The sequence below is a fragment of the Amycolatopsis sp. cmx-4-83 genome (assembly GCF_046548815.1).
Taxonomy (GTDB): Bacteria; Actinomycetota; Actinomycetes; order Mycobacteriales; family Pseudonocardiaceae; genus Amycolatopsis; species Amycolatopsis pretoriensis_A.
The window spans coordinates 313,616-333,633 of the sequence record NZ_JAEBEF010000001.1 but is presented as its reverse complement, the minus strand read 5'-3'; the positions used below and the strand labels follow the sequence as shown (position 1 = coordinate 333,633).

The 20,018-nt window shown below is 72.2% G+C and carries 21 protein-coding genes; 3 read left to right on the top strand and 18 right to left on the bottom strand.

The window, feature by feature from the left end:
• Window positions 1-71 precede the first annotated feature (71 nt).
• Genes ACLJQM_RS01765 through hemL form a run of 3 tightly spaced genes read right to left on the bottom strand, consistent with a single transcriptional unit; the run spans window position 72 to window position 2,565 of the window.
• The gene (locus tag ACLJQM_RS01765) at window positions 72-644 is read right to left on the bottom strand and encodes a redoxin domain-containing protein (RefSeq protein WP_360767968.1); all 573 of its coding nucleotides are present in this window, start codon (window positions 642-644) and stop codon (window positions 72-74) included.
• On the bottom strand, window positions 641-1,267 hold the full coding sequence (locus ACLJQM_RS01760; protein WP_410629887.1) for a histidine phosphatase family protein: 627 nt from the start codon (window positions 1,265-1,267) through the stop codon (window positions 641-643). Before ACLJQM_RS01760 ends, ACLJQM_RS01765 begins: the two co-directional genes overlap by 4 nt.
• Window positions 1,264-2,565 carry a glutamate-1-semialdehyde 2,1-aminomutase gene (gene hemL / locus ACLJQM_RS01755; protein WP_410629885.1) on the bottom strand — a complete coding sequence of 434 codons (1,302 nt, stop codon included), beginning with the start codon at window positions 2,563-2,565 and terminating at the stop codon, window positions 1,264-1,266. Before hemL ends, ACLJQM_RS01760 begins: the two co-directional genes overlap by 4 nt.
• A 60-nt stretch (window positions 2,566-2,625) precedes the next feature.
• Between hemL and ACLJQM_RS01750 the strand changes: the two genes are divergently transcribed.
• A complete protein-coding gene (locus tag ACLJQM_RS01750) occupies window positions 2,626-3,102 on the top strand; it encodes a TspO/MBR family protein (RefSeq protein ID WP_410629883.1) in 477 nt (158 codons plus the stop codon).
• Here ACLJQM_RS01750 and ACLJQM_RS01745 read toward each other — a convergent pair.
• The 15 genes from ACLJQM_RS01745 to ACLJQM_RS01675 form a co-directional block, all read right to left on the bottom strand.
• Window positions 3,099-3,671, bottom strand: coding sequence for a hypothetical protein (locus ACLJQM_RS01745; RefSeq protein WP_410629881.1), 573 nt, complete (start codon window positions 3,669-3,671; stop codon window positions 3,099-3,101). The genes ACLJQM_RS01750 and ACLJQM_RS01745 overlap by 4 nt on opposite strands.
• Before the next feature lie 10 nt (window positions 3,672-3,681).
• Complete coding sequence (locus tag ACLJQM_RS01740; protein WP_360767959.1) at window positions 3,682-4,884, bottom strand: ABC transporter permease; 1,203 nt, start codon at window positions 4,882-4,884, stop codon at window positions 3,682-3,684.
• Entirely contained in the window at window positions 4,881-5,585 is a 705-nt protein-coding gene (locus ACLJQM_RS01735; protein WP_281506203.1) for an ABC transporter ATP-binding protein, read from the bottom strand. The genes ACLJQM_RS01740 and ACLJQM_RS01735 overlap by 4 nt, the downstream gene beginning before the upstream one ends.
• Window positions 5,582-6,874: an efflux RND transporter periplasmic adaptor subunit gene (locus tag ACLJQM_RS01730; RefSeq protein WP_360767955.1), complete on the bottom strand. Its 1,293-nt coding sequence runs from the start codon at window positions 6,872-6,874 to the stop codon at window positions 5,582-5,584. Before ACLJQM_RS01730 ends, ACLJQM_RS01735 begins: the two co-directional genes overlap by 4 nt.
• 62 nt (window positions 6,875-6,936) lie before the next feature.
• Window positions 6,937-7,275 carry a hypothetical protein gene (locus ACLJQM_RS01725; protein WP_410629878.1) on the bottom strand — a complete coding sequence of 113 codons (339 nt, stop codon included), beginning with the start codon at window positions 7,273-7,275 and terminating at the stop codon, window positions 6,937-6,939.
• 13 nt (window positions 7,276-7,288) lie between these two features.
• Window positions 7,289-7,735 (bottom strand): hypothetical protein, encoded by a 447-nt coding sequence (locus ACLJQM_RS01720; RefSeq protein WP_410629876.1) that lies wholly within the window; start codon window positions 7,733-7,735, stop codon window positions 7,289-7,291.
• Entirely contained in the window at window positions 7,732-8,268 is a 537-nt protein-coding gene (locus ACLJQM_RS01715; RefSeq protein ID WP_247015378.1) for a hypothetical protein, read from the bottom strand. Before ACLJQM_RS01715 ends, ACLJQM_RS01720 begins: the two co-directional genes overlap by 4 nt.
• 18 nt (window positions 8,269-8,286) lie before the next feature.
• A complete protein-coding gene (gene hemB / locus ACLJQM_RS01710; protein WP_410629874.1) occupies window positions 8,287-9,258 on the bottom strand; it encodes a porphobilinogen synthase in 972 nt (323 codons plus the stop codon).
• Window positions 9,259-9,344: 86 nt separating this feature from the next.
• The gene (locus ACLJQM_RS01705; protein ID WP_360767947.1) at window positions 9,345-10,877 is read right to left on the bottom strand and encodes a bifunctional uroporphyrinogen-III C-methyltransferase/uroporphyrinogen-III synthase; all 1,533 of its coding nucleotides are present in this window, start codon (window positions 10,875-10,877) and stop codon (window positions 9,345-9,347) included.
• An 85-nt stretch (window positions 10,878-10,962) separates the two neighbouring features.
• Window positions 10,963-11,910, bottom strand: a complete 948-nt coding sequence (gene hemC, locus ACLJQM_RS01700; RefSeq protein WP_247015384.1) for a hydroxymethylbilane synthase — start codon at window positions 11,908-11,910, stop codon at window positions 10,963-10,965.
• A 2-nt stretch (window positions 11,911-11,912) separates the two neighbouring features.
• The gene (locus tag ACLJQM_RS01695; RefSeq protein WP_410629871.1) at window positions 11,913-13,220 is read right to left on the bottom strand and encodes a glutamyl-tRNA reductase; all 1,308 of its coding nucleotides are present in this window, start codon (window positions 13,218-13,220) and stop codon (window positions 11,913-11,915) included.
• The gene (locus tag ACLJQM_RS01690; RefSeq protein WP_360767941.1) at window positions 13,217-14,125 is read right to left on the bottom strand and encodes a redox-sensing transcriptional repressor Rex; all 909 of its coding nucleotides are present in this window, start codon (window positions 14,123-14,125) and stop codon (window positions 13,217-13,219) included. Before ACLJQM_RS01690 ends, ACLJQM_RS01695 begins: the two co-directional genes overlap by 4 nt.
• A 243-nt stretch (window positions 14,126-14,368) precedes the next feature.
• Window positions 14,369-15,952: a molybdopterin-dependent oxidoreductase gene (locus ACLJQM_RS01685; RefSeq protein ID WP_410629869.1), complete on the bottom strand. Its 1,584-nt coding sequence runs from the start codon at window positions 15,950-15,952 to the stop codon at window positions 14,369-14,371.
• 64 nt (window positions 15,953-16,016) lie between these two features.
• Window positions 16,017-16,253 carry a glutaredoxin family protein gene (locus ACLJQM_RS01680; RefSeq protein WP_247015393.1) on the bottom strand — a complete coding sequence of 79 codons (237 nt, stop codon included), beginning with the start codon at window positions 16,251-16,253 and terminating at the stop codon, window positions 16,017-16,019.
• 10 nt (window positions 16,254-16,263) lie between these two features.
• Window positions 16,264-17,775, bottom strand: a complete 1,512-nt coding sequence (locus ACLJQM_RS01675) for an AMP-binding protein (protein ID WP_410629866.1) — start codon at window positions 17,773-17,775, stop codon at window positions 16,264-16,266.
• 313 nt (window positions 17,776-18,088) lie between these two features.
• On the opposite strand from ACLJQM_RS01675, the gene ACLJQM_RS01670 reads away from it, so the two are divergent.
• Both ACLJQM_RS01670 and ACLJQM_RS01665 read left to right on the top strand, forming a co-directional pair.
• Window positions 18,089-18,781: a sigma-70 family RNA polymerase sigma factor gene (locus ACLJQM_RS01670; RefSeq protein ID WP_247015397.1), complete on the top strand. Its 693-nt coding sequence runs from the start codon at window positions 18,089-18,091 to the stop codon at window positions 18,779-18,781.
• A 112-nt stretch (window positions 18,782-18,893) separates the two neighbouring features.
• Window positions 18,894-19,961 carry a DUF5667 domain-containing protein gene (locus ACLJQM_RS01665; RefSeq protein ID WP_410629864.1) on the top strand — a complete coding sequence of 356 codons (1,068 nt, stop codon included), beginning with the start codon at window positions 18,894-18,896 and terminating at the stop codon, window positions 19,959-19,961.
• Window positions 19,962-20,018 lie beyond the last annotated feature (57 nt).

Sequence of the window (20,018 nt, the reverse complement as noted above, 5' to 3'; positions counted from 1 at the left end):
GGTCCTGGTGAGAACGCCGGGGCCGCTTCACAGGACCTCGGTCACAGCAGATCAGGACGTAGGTCCCACCGTCAGGCGGGCTCGGCCTCCAGGCGTTGCGTGACCGGGAGCAGGTCCTGGGCCAGGACCGGCCGCAGGAACACCGCCGCCACGCGGTGTTGCTTGTCCAGGACGATCGTCGACGGGATGATGTTGCGCGGGTAGCCGCTCAGCTTGAGCAGGACCCGGCCGTCCGGGTCGTAGATCGACGGGTACGTCAGCTGCCGGTCGCGGACGAAGTCCTGGGCCACCTCGCGGGCCGGGTCGCGGACGTCGATGCCGACCACCTGAGTGCCCGGGGCCTGCTTGGCCAGCGACTCCAGCTCCGGCACCTCCGTGCGGCACGGCCCGCACCACTGACCCCACAGGTTCAGCACCACGACCTTGCCCGGGAAGTCCGCCAGCGACAGCTGCTTGCCCTCGTGCATCAGGTCGTCGCCGGCCAGGACCGGGGCGGTCTGGCGCTGGGCGACGTCGTAGGTGATGTCGACCTTGCCGCCCGGGGAGACGAAGCTGAAGCTGCTCCCCTGCACCACCGCGTCCTTGCCCGCGCTGCAGCCGGCCAGCGCGAGCACCGCCACGGCCCCGACGACCAGCCGTTTCATGCGCCGGTCACCTTCGGGTCGGTCGTGCCCGCGGGCTCGCTGTAGACGATCTCCCGCAGCGAGTCGCCGTCGAAGACCAGCGACGTCAACGACGCCAGCGAGCACTGGCGGCGGCGCGGGTCGTGCCACAGCTTCTTGCCCTCGAGGAACCGCCGCAACGTCCAGATCGGCAGCTGGTGCGACACGCACAGCGCCTCGTGACCGTCCGCCGCCTCCCGCGCGCGGTGGACCGCGCCGAGCATCCGGTGCGCGATCTCCAGGTACGGCTCGCCCCACGACGGCTTGAACGGGTTGACCAGCTTCGGCCAGTGCCGCGGCTCCCGCAGCGCGCCGTCGCCGACCGCCACGTGCAGGCCCTCGAACTGGTTGCCCGCCTCGATCAGGTTCTCGTCGGTCGCGATGTCGAGCCGGTGCGCGGCGGCGATCGGGCCCGCCGTCTCCTGCGCGCGCTGCAGCGGCGACGCGACGACGTGCACGAGGTCGTGGCCCGCGACGGCCTCGGCGACCGTCAGCGCCTGGCGCTGCCCGCGCTCGGACAGCCGGTAGCCCGGCAGCCGGCCGTACAGGATCTTCTCGGGGTTGTGCACTTCGCCGTGGCGCAGCATGTGGACGACGGTCGTCACTTGACCGCCTCCGCCGCCGCGCGCGCCGCCGCGGGCAAGGCCGCTTCGATCACCGAGAACGCTTCGTCGTCCATGGCCGCGTTGACGAACCAGGCTTCGTACGCGCTGGGCGGCCCGTACACGCCCGCGTCGAGCAGCGCGTGGAAGAACGCCGGGTACCGCCACGTCTCGGACGCCTGCGCGCCGGCGTAGTCGCGCACCGGCCGGTCGCCGAAGAACACGCTCACCAGGTTGCCCGCGTACTGGACGGTGTTCGCGACCCCGGCGGCGCTCAGCTCGCGGCGGAAGAGGTCGCCGAGGCGCTTCGCGTTGGCGTCGAGCGCCGCGTACACGGCGTGGTCGGCCGCGCGCAGCGTCGCGAGGCCCGTGGCCACCGCGACGGGGTTCCCCGACAGCGTCCCGGCCTGGTAGACCGGCCCGCCCGGGGCGAGCTTGGCCATCACGTCGGCGCGGCCGCCGAAGGCCGCCGCCGGCAGGCCGCCGGACATCACCTTGCCGAACGTGTAGAGGTCGCCGGCCACGCCTTCGAGGCCGAACCAGCCCGCGCGCGAGACGCGGAACCCGGTCATCACCTCGTCCATGACCAGCAGCGCGCCGTGCTCGTGGGCGATGTCGCGCAGGCCCGCGTTGAAGCCTTCGTCCGGCGCGATCGCGCCCATGTTCCCGGCCGCGGCCTCGGTGATCACCGCGGCGATCTCACCCGGGTTGTCCGCAAAGGACTTCCGGACGGCGTCGAGGTCGTTGTAGGGCAGCACCAGCGTGTCCCCGGCCTGGGCGCCGGTGACGCCCGGCGACGTCGGCAGCCCGAGCGTCGCGACGCCGGAGCCGGCCTGGGCGAGCAGCGCGTCGACGTGACCGTGGTAACAGCCGGCGAACTTCACGATCTTCGAGCGCCCGGTGAACCCGCGGGCCAGCCGGATCGCGCTCATCGTGGCTTCGGTGCCCGAGTTGACCAGCCGGACCCGCTCGACCGGCTCGACCCGGCCGATGATCTCCTCGGCCAGCTCGACCTCGCCGATCGTCGGGGTGCCGAACGACAGCCCGGACGTCGCCGCCGCGCGCGCCGCCTCGACGACGTGCGGGTGCGCGTGGCCCAGGATCATCGGGCCCCACGACGACACCAGGTCGACGTAGCGGTTCCCGTCGGCGTCCCACAGGTGCGGGCCCTCGCCGCGGACCATGAACCGCGGCGTGCCGCCGACCGAGTTGAAGGCCCGGACCGGCGAGTTCACCCCGCCCGGGATGGCCGCCTTCGCGCGGTCGAACCATGCCTTGGACTGCTCGGTTCCAGTGCTCACCCGTCCAGTGTGGCAAACCCGCCTAAGATGGCCGGACGCCGCCCGGGAGGGGAACAGCCGGTGACCGATCGCGTGCCGCACCGCAACCCGTGGCTGGTGCTGGCCGGGTTCTTCGGTGTCGTCGCCGTCGTGGCCGTGGTCGCCGCACTGGCCGCGACCTCGGCGAAGGACGTCTACGCGCGGCTCGAACAGCCGTCGTGGGCGGCACCGGCGTCCTGGTTCGGTCCCGTGTGGACGGTGCTGTACGTCACGATCGCCCTGTCCGGCTGGTTGTACTGGCGCACGGACGGCGAGACCCGCGGGTTCGCCGCGTACGGCATCGGCCTGCTGGCCAACCTGCTGTGGACGCCACTGTTCTTCGAAGGCGGCGCGGCCACGGCGGCGCTCGTCGACATCATCGTGCTGGACGTCGTCGTGGTCGTGACGATCATGCTGTTCGGCCGCCGGTCCAGGCTCGCCGCGGTGCTGCTGGTGCCCTACCTCGCCTGGATCGGCTACGCGACCGCCCTCAACGCGGCGATCGTCGCCCTCAACTAGCGCGCCGCCTCCTGGGTGATGGCCTGCGCGGTCACCGTGCCGTCGTCGCCCGCCTGCCCCTGGACGACGACGGTCGAGCCCGGCTTGAGGTCGGCCAGCTTGCCCCGCTGGGTCACCCCGACCGCGGTCGAGTCCGATGTGGACACCTTGACGTCGGTACCCTGCGCGGTCTTGACGTACACCGTGGTGCCCTCGACGCGGTCGACCGTGCCGGTGGTGCCGCGCCCGCCGGCGCCGCGGAAGCCGCCGCCCTGCTGCCCGGGGCCGGCCTGCTGGCCGCCCTGGGTGCCGCCGGCCGGGCGGGTCGGTGCCGAGGAGGACGACGAGCCGAACGCCGCGTGCGTCCAGGCGCCGCCGCCGAAGGCGATCGCGAGGACGACGAGCCCGGCCAGCACCAGCGTGCTGCGCGAGAACGGCTTCGCGGCCCGGCGCATCTCGGCGTTCAGGTCACCGTCGACCGCCGGTGCCGCCACGATCTCCTCGGCCGCACTTTCACGTGAAAGTGCAGCTTTGTGCGGCAAAGTCGCACTTTCACGTGAAAGTGCGGGGTCGGGTACGGGCGAGGACATCGGAGACTCCTTATTCGTGACGCAGCGCGTCGATCGGCCGCAGCTTGGCGGCCCGGTTCGCCGGGAAGCTGCCGAAGAACAGCCCGATCAGGGCGGATACGGCGAAAGCGAGCAGGATCGACGACGGCACCACGACGGGTTTGATCCCGGAGATGGTGAACCGGCTGCCGATCAGCCCGATCGCGACGCCGAGCAGCCCGCCGAACAGGCTGAGCATGGTCGCTTCGGCGAGGAACTGGCCGAGGATGGCCGCGCGCGGGGCGCCGATGGCCTTGCGGATGCCGATCTCGCGGATCCGCTCGGTCACCGTGACCAGCATGATGTTGGTGACGCCGATGCCGCCGACCAGCAGCGAGATCGCCGCGACCGCGGCCAGCAGCACGGTGAACGTCTCGGTCGCCGACGTCCGGGTCGCGAGCAGCTGCTCGGAGTTCTGGATCTGGTAGTCGGCGGTGCCGCCGAGCCGGATGCCGTGACGGGCGTTGAGGATCGCGGTGATCTCGGACTGGGCCAGCGAGACGGAGTCGGCGCTCGTGGCCTGGACGGCGATCTGGCTGAGGCTGCCGTACCCGGCGAGGGAGTTCTGGACGGCCGAGATCGGCGCGATGGCGACGTCGTCGGCGTTCTGCAGCCCGGTGCTGCCCTTGGCCTGCAGCACCCCGACCACGGTGAACTGGATGCTGTTGAGCAGCACGTTCCTGCCGACCGGGTCAGCGGTGCCGAAGATCGACTCCGCCGTCGTCGGGCCGAGCACGACGACCTTCCGCGCGGCCGTGACGTCTTCGGCGGTGAACAGCTGCCCCTGGGCGAGGTCACGGTTCGTCGTCGCGAAGTACGCCGGCTCGGTACCGGCGACGCTCGAGATGTCGTACGACGTCTGCCCGTAGGTCGCGGTCGCCGTCGTGTTCACCACCGGCGACGCGGCCTTGACGTCGGGGGCGCCGACGGGGTCGACGAGCGCGTGGGCGTCCTGCACGGTCAGCGGCCGCGCGGACGCGCCCTGCCCGCCGCCGCGCGCCGGCGAGACGTTGACGACGTTGGTGCCCAGGCCCTGGATGCTGGCCGCGATGGCCGCGGACGCGCCGTTGCCGACCGCGACGAGCAGGATCACCGCGGCGACGCCGATGGTGATGCCGAGCGTGGTGAGCGCCGAGCGCAGCTTGTTCGCGGTGAGCCCGCGGACGGCGAAGCGCAGGATTTCGAGGAGGTTCACGAGACCGCTCCCACGGCGCGCGTGACCTCGTCCGACACGATGAGCCCGTCGTCGACCCGCACCACGCGGTGCGCGTGCGCGGCGACCTCGTCCTCGTGCGTGATGACGACGATGGTGCGCCCGAGGGAGTTGAGCCGGTCGAACACACCGAGGACGTCTTCGGTGCTGCGCCGGTCGAGGTTGCCGGTCGGCTCGTCGGCCAGCAGCATCGCCGGGCCGGTGACCAGCGCCCGCGCCACGGCGACGCGCTGGATCTGCCCGCCGGACAGCTCGCTGGGCAGGTGCTTGGCCCGGTCGGACAGCCCCACCATCTCCAGCGCCGCCAGCGCGCGCCGCCGCCGCTCCGACCGCTTGAGTCCACTGTAGACGAGTGGAAGCTCCACATTGGACAACGCGGACGTCCGCGGCACCAGGTTGAAGGACTGGAAGATGAAACCGATCTTCCGGTTGCGCAGCAACGCCAATTGCCGCTCGTTCAGCCGTCCGACGCCGAAGCCGTCCAAGAGGTACTGGCCGGACGTCGGGACGTCGAGGCAGCCCAGCATGTTCAGCAGCGTCGACTTCCCCGAGCCGGACGCACCCATGATGGCGACGTACTCGCCCGGCCAGACGGTGAGCTCGACGCCGCGCAGGGCGTGCACCGCCGTCTCGCCGGCGCCGTAGGTCTTGCGCAGCCCGGAGACCGCGATCACCGGCTTCACCCGCGGCCGCCGAATCCGCCGCCGGCACCCGTGCCCGTGCCGCGCTGGCCGCCGCCCGGGAACCCGCCGGTCCCGCCGCCGGGGAACCCGCCGGTGCCGCCCGTCCCGGTGCCGGTCCGGCCGGTGCCGGTGGCCGAAGACGTCCCGGTGAGCACGACGTTCTCGCCCTCGGTCAGCCCGGAGGTGATCTGCACGGTCGACTCGCCGCGGAGGCCGACCTGCACCTGACGCGTCACGTTCCGGCCGTTCTCCTGCACGGTGACGACGTTGGTGTTGCCCGCGGTCGTCACGGCCGCGGCCGGCACGCTCAGCGCGTTGTCGGCGGAGGCTACGGTGATCACGACGCTCGCGGACTGGCCGGGCCGCAGCCCGTCCGGCGGGTCGGTCAGCGCGAGCTGGGCGCCGTAGGAGACGACGCTGCCGCTCGTGGTCGGGGTCAGGTTGACGCTCGACACGGTGGCCTGGACCGGCTTGTCCGGCAGCGCGTTGAGCGTCACCGTGGCCTTCTGGCCGGCCTTGACCTTGCTGACGTCGATCTCGGCGACCGAGGTGTTCACGACCAGGCCGGTCATGTTCGTGATGGTGATGAAGCCGCTGCTGCCGGAGCTGGAACTGCTCGACGCGGCGCTGCTCGACGAGCCCTGGCCGCCCTGACCGCTGCCGCTCGACGACGGGGAACTGCCGGCGCTGCTGCTCGCCGAGCCGCTGGAGGACTGCTGCCCGACGGTGCCGTTGACCGCGGTGACGGTGCCGGCGCCGGGCGCGTAGAGCGTCGTGTTGTCCAGGGTTTCCTGCGCGGTCTGGACGTCCAGCTGGGCCTGGTCGAGCTTGGCCTGCGCCGAGGTGACGCTGTTCGCCGCCGATTGCGTGCCGTTCTGGCTGTTCTGCCCGGTCGCCGGGGTGTCTTCGGCGTCTTCGGCGGAGTCCAGGCTGTCCTGGGCGACCGCGAGGTTCGCCTTCGCGACCTGAAGCTGTTTCGCCGCCTGCGTGCTGTCGATGGTGGCGAGCTTCTGGCCGGCGCTCACGACGTCGCCGACCTTCACGTCGATCGACGTGACCTTGCCGGCGCCCGAGAAGTTCGCCGCGCCGGTGTAGCTGCTGGCGAGCGTCCCGGCGGCGGAGATGGTCTCGGTGACCGTCGCCCGCCGCACCGGGGTGCTGCGCGACTGCGCCTGCGCCGTGCTCGGTTCGGGGCTGAATGCCTGGTATATCCCGAAACCGGCCCCGGCCAGCAGTACGACCAGAGCACCGTTGATCACCCATGCCTTCGAGGCACGCCCGCGCGTCATGCGGCAACCTTGGGACCGCCGCTTAGCAATTGACTGGGGGTTCCCTGTGCGGGAGCTGTGTATCAGTCCTTGCGCTTGAGCTGCCGCGCACGCATCGCGAGCAGCAGCTGACGCACCGCGTCGACCAGCAGCAGCGCGGCCACGGTGCCGAGCCCGATGGCCGCGGCGAGCGACCCGCCGAAGTACCGGTGGGACTCGAGCACGGCGCCGTCGTCGGTGCGGGTGACGACGGTGGCGGCGCCGGAGTGCCAGAGCGTGTAGGCCGCCCACCCGGCGGCCACGGCCAGCACGACTTCCACGACGGCGACGAGCAGCCGCCACGGCTTGTTCAGCCGGGCCTGCGGGCCGGGTTCTTCCGGCGGCCAGAGCTCGGCCCCGGTGGGCTGCGGAAGGTCGATCACAGCGGGGATTTTCTCATGCTTCCGTCGGCGTCGCCCGGACGAGCCGGTCGAGCGCGTCCTGCAGGGCCTCGACGTCCTTCGCCCACGCCAGCACGACGGTGCCGTCCGCGAGCTCCACCGGCAGCGAGTCGTACTTCCGCGGCACCGACCAGCCGCCCCCGAGCACGCGGGCGCCGACCGGGGCACCGACGTCCGTCACCGAGGCGAGCTGGTCCGCCGGGACCTTCTCGCGGCCCTGGCGAAGCTGCTTCGTCGTCACCTCGAGGGAGAGGAAGCGGCGTCGCGCGTACACCCACGGCACCGTGATCACGCACAGCCCGGCGCCGACCAGCAGCCAGCCGACGACGTGCACCGGGCCGCCCGTCACCAGCTCGAACAGTGCGCCGAACACCGCGAACACCGGGCCCCAGACGACGGCGCCCCAGCTCACACCGGACTCGGCGTAGAGCCGGTCGCTCACGGCTTGCGGCCGGCCTTCGGGAAGTAGCTCGCGACCGACGGCAGGTACATCATCACCAGCGCGATCACGAAGAGCAGCACCGAGACCAGCGTCAGGTAGTTGATGATCGGCGCGATCGTCATGATCAGCAGCAGCATCACGATCGGCAGGATGGTCAGCACCGTCCGGGCCGAGCGGGTGCCTTCGCGGGCCTTGTACGCGAAGAGCAGGAACAGCAGCACGAACACGACCGCGCCGCCGAGCAGGTACCACAGCAGCGTCGTGACGCCGTCCGCGATCATCTGCGGCGTGTACTTCGAGTCGGTGGTCGCCTTCACGAACTGGTCGATGACGGCCGACTTGCTGCTCAGCAGCTGGACGTAGCTGAGGATGAGCACCACGCCACCGGCGAGCCACAGCCAGAACGACAGGGCCACCGGCCGCGGCGGCGTCGCCTTGGGCGCCTTCTGCCCAGGCAGCACCGGATCCGGCGAGCGGCCCTTCTTGCGGCGTTCGTCGTCGGTCAGACCGGTGAGGTCCTCTTTGTCTTCCACGGCGTGGACTCTAACGGGTCAGTCGAGCCAAGCAGCGGCTTCCGCGGCCCAATACGTGAGGATCATGTCGGCACCCGCCCGGCGGATCGAGGTGAGCACCTCGAGGACGGTCCGTTCCCGGTCCAGCCAGCCGTTCGCCGCGGCGGCTTCGACCATCGCGTACTCGCCCGAGATGTTGTACGCGGCCACCGGCACCGGCGAGATGTCCGCCGCCGCCTTGATCACGTCCAGGTAGGCCAGCGCCGGCTTGACCATGACCATGTCCGCGCCCTCGGCGAGGTCGAGCTCGATCTCGCGCAGCGCCTCGCGGCCGTTGCCGGGGTCCTGCTGGTAGGTCTTGCGGTCGCCCTTGAGCTGCGAATCGACGGCCTCGCGGAAGGGGCCGTAGAACGCGCTGGCGTACTTCGCGGAGTAGGCGAGGATGGCCTTGTCGCTGTGCCCGACCTCGTCGAGCGCCCGCCGGATGACACCGATCTGGCCGTCCATCATCCCGGACGGCCCGAGCACGTGCGCCCCGGCTTCGGCCTGCGCGACGGCCATCTCGGCGTACAGCCGCAGGGTGGCGTCGTTGTCGACCCCGCCGTCGGCGTCCAGGACGCCGCAGTGGCCGTGGTCGGTGAACTCGTCGAGGCAGGTGTCGGCCATCAGCACGGTGGCGTCACCGAGCTCCTGCCGCAGATCGCGCAGGGCGACGTTGAGGATCCCGTTTTCGTCGACGGCCCCGGAGCCCTCGGCGTCGCGGGTCTGCGGGATGCCGAAGAGCATGAGCCCGCCGACTCCGGCGTTGACCGCGTCGACGGCGGCCTTCCGCAGCGTGTCCCGGGTGTGCTGGACAACGCCCGGCATGCTCGAGATCGGCCGCGGCGAGTCGAGCCCTTCGGCGACGAACATCGGGAGGATCAGCTGGCGTGGCCGCAGCGTGGTTTCGCCCACCAGCCTGCGCATGGCCGGGGTGGTGCGAAGCCTGCGGGGACGATGCTCGGGGAACACTCCGACCAGGTTACTCCGGTCGTTTCCGCGAAAGCGTGAAGGCCACCTCGAGGAGCTCAAGGTGGCCTTCACGAACTACGCGAACCTCAGGAGCGGCGGGCCCGCTTCGCCTTCCGCGGCGGCGGCAGCGCACCCTCGGCGCGAAGCCGCGCCGCGTGCTCCGCCAGCGCGTCCACCAGGTGCGGCACGTCGGCCTTCTCCGGCTGGACGTCCACTCGCAGCCCGAACTCGACGGCGGTCTCCGCCGTCTTCGGGCCGATGCACGCGACCAGCGTGCGGGTGTGCGGCTTGCCGGCGATGCCGACCAGGTTCCGCACGGTCGAAGACGAGGTGAAGCAGACCGCGTCGAAACCGCCGGTCTTGATCATCTCGCGGGTCTCGGCGGGCGGCGGCGCGGCCCGGACCGTGCGGTACGCCGTCACGTCGTCGATCTCCCAGCCGCGCTCGCGCAGGCCGGCCGACAGCGTCTCCGTGGCGATGTCGGCCCGCGGCAGCAGCACGCGGTCGACCGGGTCGAGGACGTCGTCGTACGGCGGGAACTCGGCCAGCAGGCCTTCCGAAGACTGCTCGCCCGAGGGGATCAGCTCCGGGATGATGCCGAACGAGCGCACCTTCGCCGCCGTCGATTCGCCGACGCAGGCGATCTTCACGCCGGAGAACGCACGGGCATCGAGCCCGAACTCCTCGAACTTCTCCCACACCGCGCGGACCGCGTTGGTGGAGGTGAAGACGATCCACTGGTAGCGGCCGTCGACCAGGCCCTTGACCGAGCGCTCCATCTGCGCCGGGCTGCGGGGCGGCTCGACCGAGATGGTCGGGACCTCGTGCGACGTCGCGCCGTGGCCGCGCAGGCGCTCGGCCATCTCGCCGGCCTGCTCCTTGGTGCGCGGCACCAGGACCTTCCAGCCGTAGAGCGCGCGCGACTCCCACCACGACAGCTTCGAGCGCTGCCCGGCGGCCTGGCCGATCGTGACGATCAGCGGGCCGACGAGCTCGCCGGCGTCGTTGGCGACCTTCTCGAGCGTGGTGTCGAGGGTGCGCTGGGTGTTGATGGTGCCGTTCGCGGTCACCGCGACCGGGGTCGACGCCGGGACGCCGTTGCCGGTCAGCGCCGACGCGGCCTCGGCCAGGTGGGCCGACGTCGCGTGCAGCACCAGCGGGCCGGGCGCGGCGGCCAGTGCCGCCCAGTCGACGTCGCCGCGGACGTCGACCTCGGTGTGCGTGCCGCCCAGCGCGACGCCCGCGTACGCCGGGACGGCCGCAGCCGGGGAGACACCCGGGATGACGTCGAACACGGCGCTCGTGCGCGCGACCGCCTGGACCTCGGCCACCACGGCCGGGGTGGTCAGCGGGTCGCCCGCGACCAGCCGCAGCACCAGCCGGCCGGCCTTCGCTTCGGCGGTCAGGTCCTTGGCGACCTCGGTGGCCTCGCCGACGGCGGGCCGGACCTCGGCGCCCTCGGCGGCCATGGCCAGCACGGCCTGGGGCACGTCGGGGTCGGTCACCACGACCTCGGCCTTGGTCAGCAGCTCCTGGGCACGGACCGTGAGCAGGCCGGCGTCGCCGGGCCCGGAGCCCACGAACGCTACGCGCCCGGTGGTTTTTCGCGCGGGGGTCATCTGTGCGTTTCTCCTCTTGCGGCGGCCGCGCGGGGTCGCACGGACGCAGGTCTCCTACGTCTTCTTCGAAGCGCTCGCGAGAGCGCTACTGAGCGGGACCGGAGAGGGCTCCGGCTCCGAGGTCCAGCAGCTCGGCGGCCAGGTCCTTGCCCAGCTGGGCGGCCTGGTCCTTGTCGGCCAGCGCGGAGGCCCGGACCATGTCCACCGCGCCGTTCTCGCCGTCCACCGCGGCGGTGCCGCGCAGCGAGATCCGTTCCACGACCTTGCCGTCGGCGTCGAGATCTTCGACGATCTCGGCGAGCGCGCCCACCGGCGCGCTGCACCCCGCCTCGAGCGCGGCCAGCAGGGCCCGCTCGGCCGTCACCGCGACCCGCGTGCCCTCGTCGTCCACTGTGGACGCGAGCAGCTGCTCGATGTCCACGTCGGCGGACCGGCACTCCACCGCCAGCGCGCCCTGTGCGGGCGCGGGCAGCATCTGGATCGGGTCGAGGGTCTCGGTGATCACCTCGACCAGTCCGACCCTGGCCAGTCCGGCACGCGCGAGCACCACGGCGTCGAGCTCGCCGTCGGTCACCTTGCGCATGCGGGTGTCGATATTGCCGCGAATCGGCACGATTTCCAAACCGAGACCCAGCGCGCGCAGCTGCGCGGTGCGCCGGGCGGCGCCGGTGCCCACTGTGGACCCCGGCGGCAGCTCGCCCAGCGTGAGGCCGTCACGCGCGATCAACGCGTCCCGCGGGTCTTCCCGCGGCGGCACGGCGGCCAGCGTGATGCCCGGCTCCGGCGCGGTCGGCAGGTCCTTGTACGAGTGGACGATGACGTCGACTTCGCCGCGCAGCAAGGCTTCCCGCAGCGCGGAGGTGAACACGCCGACACCGATCGTCGCGATCGGCGCCATCGACTTGTCGCCGGGGGTGGTCACCTTGACGATCTCGACCTCGACGCCGGTGGCGCGCAGCGCGTCGGCCACCGTGCCGGTCTGGGTCAGCGCGAGCTTCGAACCACGCGTGCCCATGCGAATGACTCTGGTCACTACTACTTCTTCTCTGGTGGGGGCTTCGGGCTCGCCACGGCGGCCGGTGCCTGCGGGTCGAGGCAGAACAGTTCTCGCAACGCGTTCGCGTAGTCGGTTTCGGCCGTCTCGGCGGCCAGCTGCTTGACCCGCACCGTCGGCGCGTGCAGCAGCTTGTCGACCACCCGGCGGACCGTGCGGCCGACCTCTTCGCGAACGGCGCCGTCCAGCTGGGGGAGCCGGTTGTCCAGCCGGAGCAGCTCGGCGTCGACGACCTCGGCCGCGCGCTTGCGCAAGGCCGTCACGGTCGGCGTCACCTCGGCGCTGCGCTGCCCGGCGAGGTAGTCGCGCACCTCGTCGAGGACGATCCCGGTCGCCTTCGCCGTCTGGCGCTCGGTGGTCGGGGTGCCGGCTTCGCGCATCCGGCGCTGGACAGTGGCCAGGTCGACCACCCGGACGTCGGCGAGCTCGCCGACCTCGGGGTCGACGTCGCGGGGCAGGCCGAGGTCGCAGACGACCAGGGCGCGGCCGCCGCGGGGCAGCACGTGGGCGGGGCCGAAGACGGCGTCCTGCGCGCCGGTGCAGCAGATCACGACGTCGGCGTCGCGGACCGCGTCGGCCACGCCGGACAGCGGCACCGCGCGGGCGGGCACGCCCTGCTCGGTGACGTTCGCGGCGAGCCGGCGGGCGCGGGCGTCGGTGCGGTTGGCGACGGTGATCTCGCCGATCCCGGCCTTGCGCAGCTGCGACGCGCTCAGCGCGCCCATCGAGCCGGCGCCGACGATGACGGCGTGCTTGCCGGCGACGTCCCCGGCCGCGGCGAGCGCTTCGGACACGACCGACGCGCCGAGCTGGTCCAGCCCGGTCTCGGTGTGGACGCGCTTGCCGACGCGCAGCGTCGTCTGGATCAGCTCGTGGAGCGTGCGGCCGACGGTGCCGGCCTCGCGCGCGGTGGCGTAGGCGGACCGGATCTGGCCGAGGATCTGCGTCTCGCCGACGACCATCGAGTCGAGACCCGAGGTGACCGAGAACAGGTGCTCGATCGCGGCGCCGGCGTAGTGGACGTACAGGCTGTCGTAGAGCTCGGCGGGTTCCATCCCGGCCTGGCGGGCGAGCACGTCGGAGACGTCGTTGAGGCCGCCGTGGAACGTCTCGACGACCGCGTAGACCTCGATGCGGTTGCACGTCGAGACGAGCATGACCTCACTGACGTGCTGGGCCTGCTGCAGCTCGTCGAGGATCTTGCCGATCTCGGGCGCGGGGATCGCGACGCGCTCGAGCGTGCTCAGCTCCGCGCTGCGATGCGAGAGACCGACCGCCAAAACGCTCATGAGCGCACCACCATTTCCCGTCCGCCGTCCGGACCCGAGCCGTTCCGCCTGCCGTTCCCATTCTCGGACGGCGCACCGTGGGGGCGTAATCCGGAATTGCCCTGATCCGCGGCGGCGGCGTCGTCCGCGCGGCGGGCCACATGGAACGAGAGTATCTGCAGCTCGACGGCCAAATCCACTTTGCGGACCTCGATGTGAGCAGGAACCTGCAGCACGACCGGGGCGAAGTTGAGGATGCACTGGACACCGCCCGCGACCAGGCGGTCACACACCGATTGCGCCGCGGTGGGCGGGGTGGCGATCACGCCGATGGAGATGCCGCGCTCGGCGCAGATCCGCGGGATGTCGTCCATGTGCGACACCGGGAGGCCGCCGACCGGCACGCCGATCAGGTCCGCGTCCAGGTCGAACAGGGCCTCGACCGGGAAACCGCGCCCCGGGAAGCCGCCGTAGTTGGCCAGCGCGTGACCCAGGTTGCCGATCCCGACCACGGCCACCTTGTGCTGCCGCGTCAGGCCGAGGATGCGCTCGATCTGGCTCACCAGGACGCCGACTTCGTAGCCGACGCCGCGGGTGCCGTAAGAGCCGAGGTAGGAGAGGTCTTTGCGCAATTTCGCGGAATTCACGCCCGCGGCTTGGGACAGCTCTTCGCTCGACACCGTCGTCGCGCCCTGGTCGCGCATACCGGACAGCACCCGCAGGTAGACGGCGAGCCGCGCGACGGCCGCTTCGGGGATCGACTTCGCCCGGACGGCCTCGGGAGCATCCCCGTTGCGCCCGGCGGGGACGGCCGGGATCTCGGCGGTGGGGGCGTTGTCGGCGTCCGGGGTGCCCGGGCGACGGGGCCGTCGCGGCGCCCGGCCCGGGGAGTCCGCCGCGTCGCGCCTCCCCCGCTGTGTCACCACGCCCGTCGTCTCCTGCCCGCTGTGCACCCGGCGGCCATCGCCACGGCCGTGCCGAACTGTGTCTTGACCCAGGACGCGGAGTCCGGTTCGATGCCGGACCGCCCGGGGGCGATGGCCAATACGGTAGACCACTTGTGAACGCACGCACAAAGTCACTGGTCGGAGGCGGTTCCCGGGGGCTGGGACGGGCCGCGCGATCATGACACGGCGTCAGAATCCTTGCCGGGCAGGCACTTCCGGCCCTCAGCTCGCGTCGAGGCTCACCGAGTGCCAGCCGGTCGCGCCGTCCGGGACCGGGTCCGCGCGGTTCTCCGTCTGCGTGTACCCGTCCTGGTCGGTGGCCCGGACGAACGCCTGGTGCGTCCCCGCCGGCACGTCGAGCTCGGCCCACCACATCCGCCAGGTGTCCTTGCTCACCTCCGCCGACAGCTCCGCCGGGCGCCAGGCGCCCTGGTCCAGGCGGACCTCCACCTTCGCGATGCCCGTGTGCTGCGCCCACGCCGTCCCCGCCAGGCGGACCTTGCCGGCGCTCACGCGGGCGAACCCGGTCGGCGTGTCGATGCGGGACTCCGTCTTGATCGGCGCCTGCTCGCCCCAGCCGCGGCTGAGCCAGTACGCCTGCCGGTCGCTCCACTTCGTGAACTCCAGCGACTGGACCCACTTCGTCGCCGACACGTACCCGTACAGGCCGGGGATGACGATCCGCGCCGGGAAGCCGTGCTCGACCGGCAGCGGCTCGCCGTTCATGCCGATCGCCAGCATCGCGCCGCGCTGGGGGTCGAGGGCGACGTTCGCCGGGGTGCCGCACGTCCAGCCGTCGACGCTGGTGGCGAACATCTGCTCCGCGCCCGCCTGCACGCCCGCCTGGTCCAGCAGGTCCACCAGGTCGACGCCGATCCAGCTGGCGTTCGAGATCAGCGGGCCGCCGACCTCGTTGGACACGCACGTCAGCGTCACCCGGCGTTCGACCAGCGGGCGGCTGCGGATGTCGGCGTAGGAGAACGTCACCTCGCGGTCGACCAGCCCGTGGATGCGCAGGCTCCAGTCCTCGGTCCGGATCTGCGGCACGACCAGCGCGGTGTCGATGCGGTAGAAGTCGCCGTTCGGCGTGATGAACGGCGGTGAGCCCAGCTTCGCGAAGTCGGCGTCCGCGGGCAGCGGCGGCGCGGTGCGCGCCGGCACGAGCGGGCCGACGGCGGCCCGGGAGTCCTCGGCGTTCGAACTGGTCCCGGCCACCTGGCCGACGACCGCCGCGACGCCCGAGCCCGCGACCACGCCGACCCCGGCGCGCAGAAACTTCCGCCGCGACGCCCCCGCATCCGCACTTTCACGTGAAAGTGCGGCCCCCTGGTGCGCACTTTCACGTGAAAGTGCGGTCCGGTGCAGCCAGGTGAACACCGCCAGACCGGCGACCAGCGCGGCGACCGGCGCGAGCAGCGAGACCTGCCCGAGGTCGGAGCGCGCGTAGACGGCGGCGACGCCGGCCGCGCCGAGCACGAAGACCAGGATCTGACCGGCCCGCGGCGTCCGGCGCGAGAGCTGCCCGGCCAGCAGCGCGAACAGCACCAGCACCACGGCGAGCCCGAGCTTGAGCACCGGCTTGTCCCAGGTGCCCAGCGTCCGCTCGGCCCACTTCACGATGCCGGTGGGGCTGTGGTCGATGACGTAGTTGGCCACCGCGATGAACGGCGAAGCCGTGTAGCCGACGAAGCCCGCGACGAGGTGTCCCACGCCGAGCGCGGCGGCCAGCGCGAGGATCCCGATCAGGGTCGCGACCGGCAGCGAAAGCCGGCGCGTCTCCGGGGGCGCATCCTGCAGAGTGCTCACGCCTCCATCTTCGGAGCAGAAGCGTGAAGAGGCTGCTCGGAAGCGCTTACGGACGTGTTACGGCTCAGGCGAGGGCTCGCCTGAGCCGGTCCTCCTCGACGCGCCAATAGCCGTGCTCGGCGCCGTCGACCAGGATCACCGGGACGCGGTCGCCGTACTCCGCGCGCCACTCCGGGTCCGTGTCGACGTCCTCGGCCCGCCAGCCGACGCCGAGCTCCCCGCAGATCCGCGCGACCTCGGCCTCCGCGACCTCGCAGAGGTGGCAGCCCTCGCGGCCCATGACCGTCACTTCGTGCGCCATGGCGTCTTTCTTACCGCAGCCGCAGGCGGCGCAGCTTCCCGGTGGCCGAGTGCGGCAGCGACTCGGCGAACTCGACCAGGTGCGGCACCTTGTACCCGGCCAGGTGGCCCGCGCAGTGGTCGACGACCTGCTGCTCGGACAGCGCCGCGCCGGCCGCCGGCACCACGAACGCCTTCACCGCTTCGCCGCTGCGCTCGTCGACGACCCCGACGACGGCGGCTTCGGCCACCTCCGGCAGCTGCCCGATGACCTCCTCGACCTCGCGCGGGAAGACGTTGAAGCCGTTGACGATGATCAGGTCGTTGGCCCGGTCGACCAGGTGCAGGTCGCCGTCGACGTCGAGGTAGCCGACGTCACCGGTGCGGAACCAGCCCTCGGCGTCGGGCCCGTGCTCACCGTCGGGCCAGTAGCCGGAGAAGAGGTTCGCGCCGCGGATCGACACCAGCCCGGTCTCGCCCTCGGCCTCGAAGACGTCGTCGACGTCGTCCGGGTCGAGCGGCACGGCCTGGTCGGTGCCGTCGCTGTCGACCAGCCGCAGCTCGATCCCGGGCAGCGGCCGCCCGACCGAGCCCGGCTTCGGGTAGCCCGTGACCAGCGTCGACGTCACCACCGGCGCGCATTCGGTGAGGCCGTAGCCCTCGAAGACGTCGAGGCCGGTCGCCTCGCGGATCGCGCCCAGCACCTTCGGGTGCAGCGGCGCGGCGCCCGAGGTCATCCGCCGGACGGTGGCCAGGCCCTGGCGCAGTTCGTCGGCGCCGAGCGCGGCGAACTCGGCGTACATGGTCGGGACGCCGGTGATCGTGGTGACGCCGAGTTCGGCGCAGTCGGCCAGGGTGCGCTGCGCCTCGAAGCGCTCCGACAGGACGGCGGTCGCGCCGACGGCGACGGCCTGCAGCAGGCCGGGCCCGAGGCCGTAGACGTGGAAGAGCGGGATGGTGAGCAGCACGCGGTCGTCGTGCTCCAGGACGCCTTCGACGCCGCTGATCTGCTCCAGGTTCGCCAGCAGCGCGCGGTGCGAGAGCATCACTCCACGCGGCGGCCCGGTGGTGCCCGAGGTGTAGGAAACGACCGCGATGTCCTCACCGGCCCGGCCGGCATCGACGAATTCGACTACTCCATCCGGGCCACCCGACGGCGTGAGCCCGCTCACCCCGGCCGGCAATTCCGCTTCGGCGTCGCGCTGGATGACAACCTTGGCACCGCTGTGCTCGAGCAGCTTCCCGAGTTCCGGGCCGGGCACCTGCGGCGACAGCGGCACGACGACCGCGCCCGCGCGCAGCGCGCCGAAGAACGCGACCGCGAAGTCGACCGACGTCGGGAGCCGCAGCGCGACCGGGTCGCCGGGTGCGACCCCCGCGTCCGCGAGCACCTGGGCCTGGACCTGGGCGGCGGCTTCGAGCTGCCGGTGGGTCAGGACGCGGCCGGTTCCGGTTTCGCGCACGGCCGGGTGGTCCGGCCACGTGGCCGCGGCCCGCGAGAGCAGCCCACCGACACCCGACGTCGTCCCCTCTGGAGCACTCACCCGCGGCCCGCCTTTCTCCGATCCCGGCCAAAGCGTTGCAAGTCTGTCATTCGGAGCGACGTCATGGGTGCTGACCGCGAGCGTCGCTTCTACGCAACCCCGGAGCCACTACCTACTTCGCGGTAACCTACGTATGCTGCACTGCGTCGCGGGGTGGTGTTGATCACCGCCGCGACCGGAGAGAGGGAGTCGCCGTGACGAACTTGCTTGCCCACGAAGTCGTGGGGCACGCGAGCCGGCAGGCCCCTGCTCGTCCGGGTTCCGGGGGTACCGTGGCCCGCAGGGCCAGCTTCGCCGCCGGAGGTGCCGCCCGATGACCGTGCCGACCGCCGTGAGCCGCGGGCCCGTCTTCATGTTCGCCGAGCGCGTGTTCGGCCGATCCTCGACGGTGCCGGTGAGCAGGCAGGCGTCCGACGACGAACGCGCCGAGGCCGCGAAGGCCGAGGCGTGGGAGCTCGTGCGCGCCGCGCAGGACGGCGACACGTCCGCCTTCGGCCGCCTCTACGACCGCTACGTCGACGTCGTCTACCGGTACGTGCTGTTCCGGCTCGGCGACCGCGACCTGGCCGAAGACGTCACCAGCGAGACGTTCCTGCGCGCGCTGCGCCGGATCACGTCGGTGAGCTACCAGGGGCGTGACGTCGGCGCCTGGTTCGTCACCATCGCCCGCAACCTCGTGCTCGACCACGTGAAGTCGAGCCGGTTCAAGCTCGAGGTCGTCACCGACGAGGTGACCGAGCCCGGCTCGGCGCCGTTCAGCGTCGGCGCGACCGCGCAGGCGGGCCCCGAGCAGGAGGCCATCACCCGCGCGACCCGCGCCGAGCTGCTGCGCTGCGTCGCGGAACTGGGCGACGACCAGCGGGAATGCATCATCCTGCGTTTCCTGCAGGGCCTGTCGGTGGCGGAGACGGCCGCGATCATGAACCGCAACGAGGGTGCGATCAAGGCGCTCCAGCACCGGGCGGTACGCCGATTGGCACAACTTCTCCCCACCGGATTGCGCTGATCCCGCGAACTTTCCGGTCCGTCGACCGGAACCGGTAACCCCGGCGCCTTCTTAATCGTTACTCCTGCCAGACCGGTGTCAGGACCGGCCATGGCCCGGATGGAGCTGCGCAGTGAGGTTTGCGCGTGAGCGAGCCGAGATCGACCGGTTCGCGCGTGCCCTGGAGCCGTCCCCGGTACGCCGGGACGGCGAGTTCGCCGACGAACTGGTTCTCGTCGGCGCGCTGCGCGACCTCGGTGCGGCCGGGGCGCCCGACCTGGAAACCCGGCAGCGGATCCGCGCGGAGATCGCGGGCCGCCTGGAGACGGCGGCGGCCACCCCGCGTCGGAGGTGGCGGCCGCGGACCGCCGACCTGGTGGCCGCCGCGCTCTTCCTGGTCCTGGTCCTCTCGGGCCTGACGCTGGTGCTGTCCCGGAGCGCGTTGCCCGGTGACGCGCTGTACAGCGTGAAGCGCGCCGGGGAGTCGACGGCGCTGGGCCTGACGTTCGGCGACCAGGCCAAGGCGCAGAAGCACCTGGAGTTCGCCACCAACCGGATCACCGAGCTCGGCGAGCTGGCCAGGGAAGACGCGAGCCAGGCCGACTACCGGACCGCGTACGACGACTTCGCCGCCGACCTGAAGGCGGGCGTCGCCCAGCTGGCCACGGTGGCCACCAGCGACGGCGGCGGGGCGCAGGCACTCGCCGACGTCCGGCTGTGGGCGCGCAACCAGGCGGCGCGGCTGACCTCGCAGCCGCTCCCGGCGGACGCGACGCCGGTGTTCGGCGACGTCCGCGACCTGCTGGGCAAGGTCCAGGAGCGCACGAGCGGGCTGGTGGCACGGCTGAACTGCTACGAGATCACCACCGGCACATCCGACGAGCTGGGGCTGCTCCCGGCGACCGGCGAGTGCACGGCCCGGCCGGCCCCGGCCGCGGGCGAGCAGCCGTCGTCCGGGCCGTCGTCGTCGGTGCCGGGCGAAAGCACCGCACCGCTCGCGACGGGCACGCAGCTGCCGCCTTCGGACGCGGCGGCCACCCCGGGCATCCCGGCCCCGACCGGCGGCGTGACGCCCCCGCCGGTGTACAGCGGCCCGACGACGAGCACGCGGCCGCCGTCGACCACCCCGACGACGTCGACGCCGCCGCTGGTTTCGATCCCGCCGTTGCTGCCGGGCCTGCCGCCGATCGTGATCGGCTGAGGTCCGGGCCACACCTGCGACGGGGCGGTGGGCGGATCGCTACGCTGTGCGAAGGAC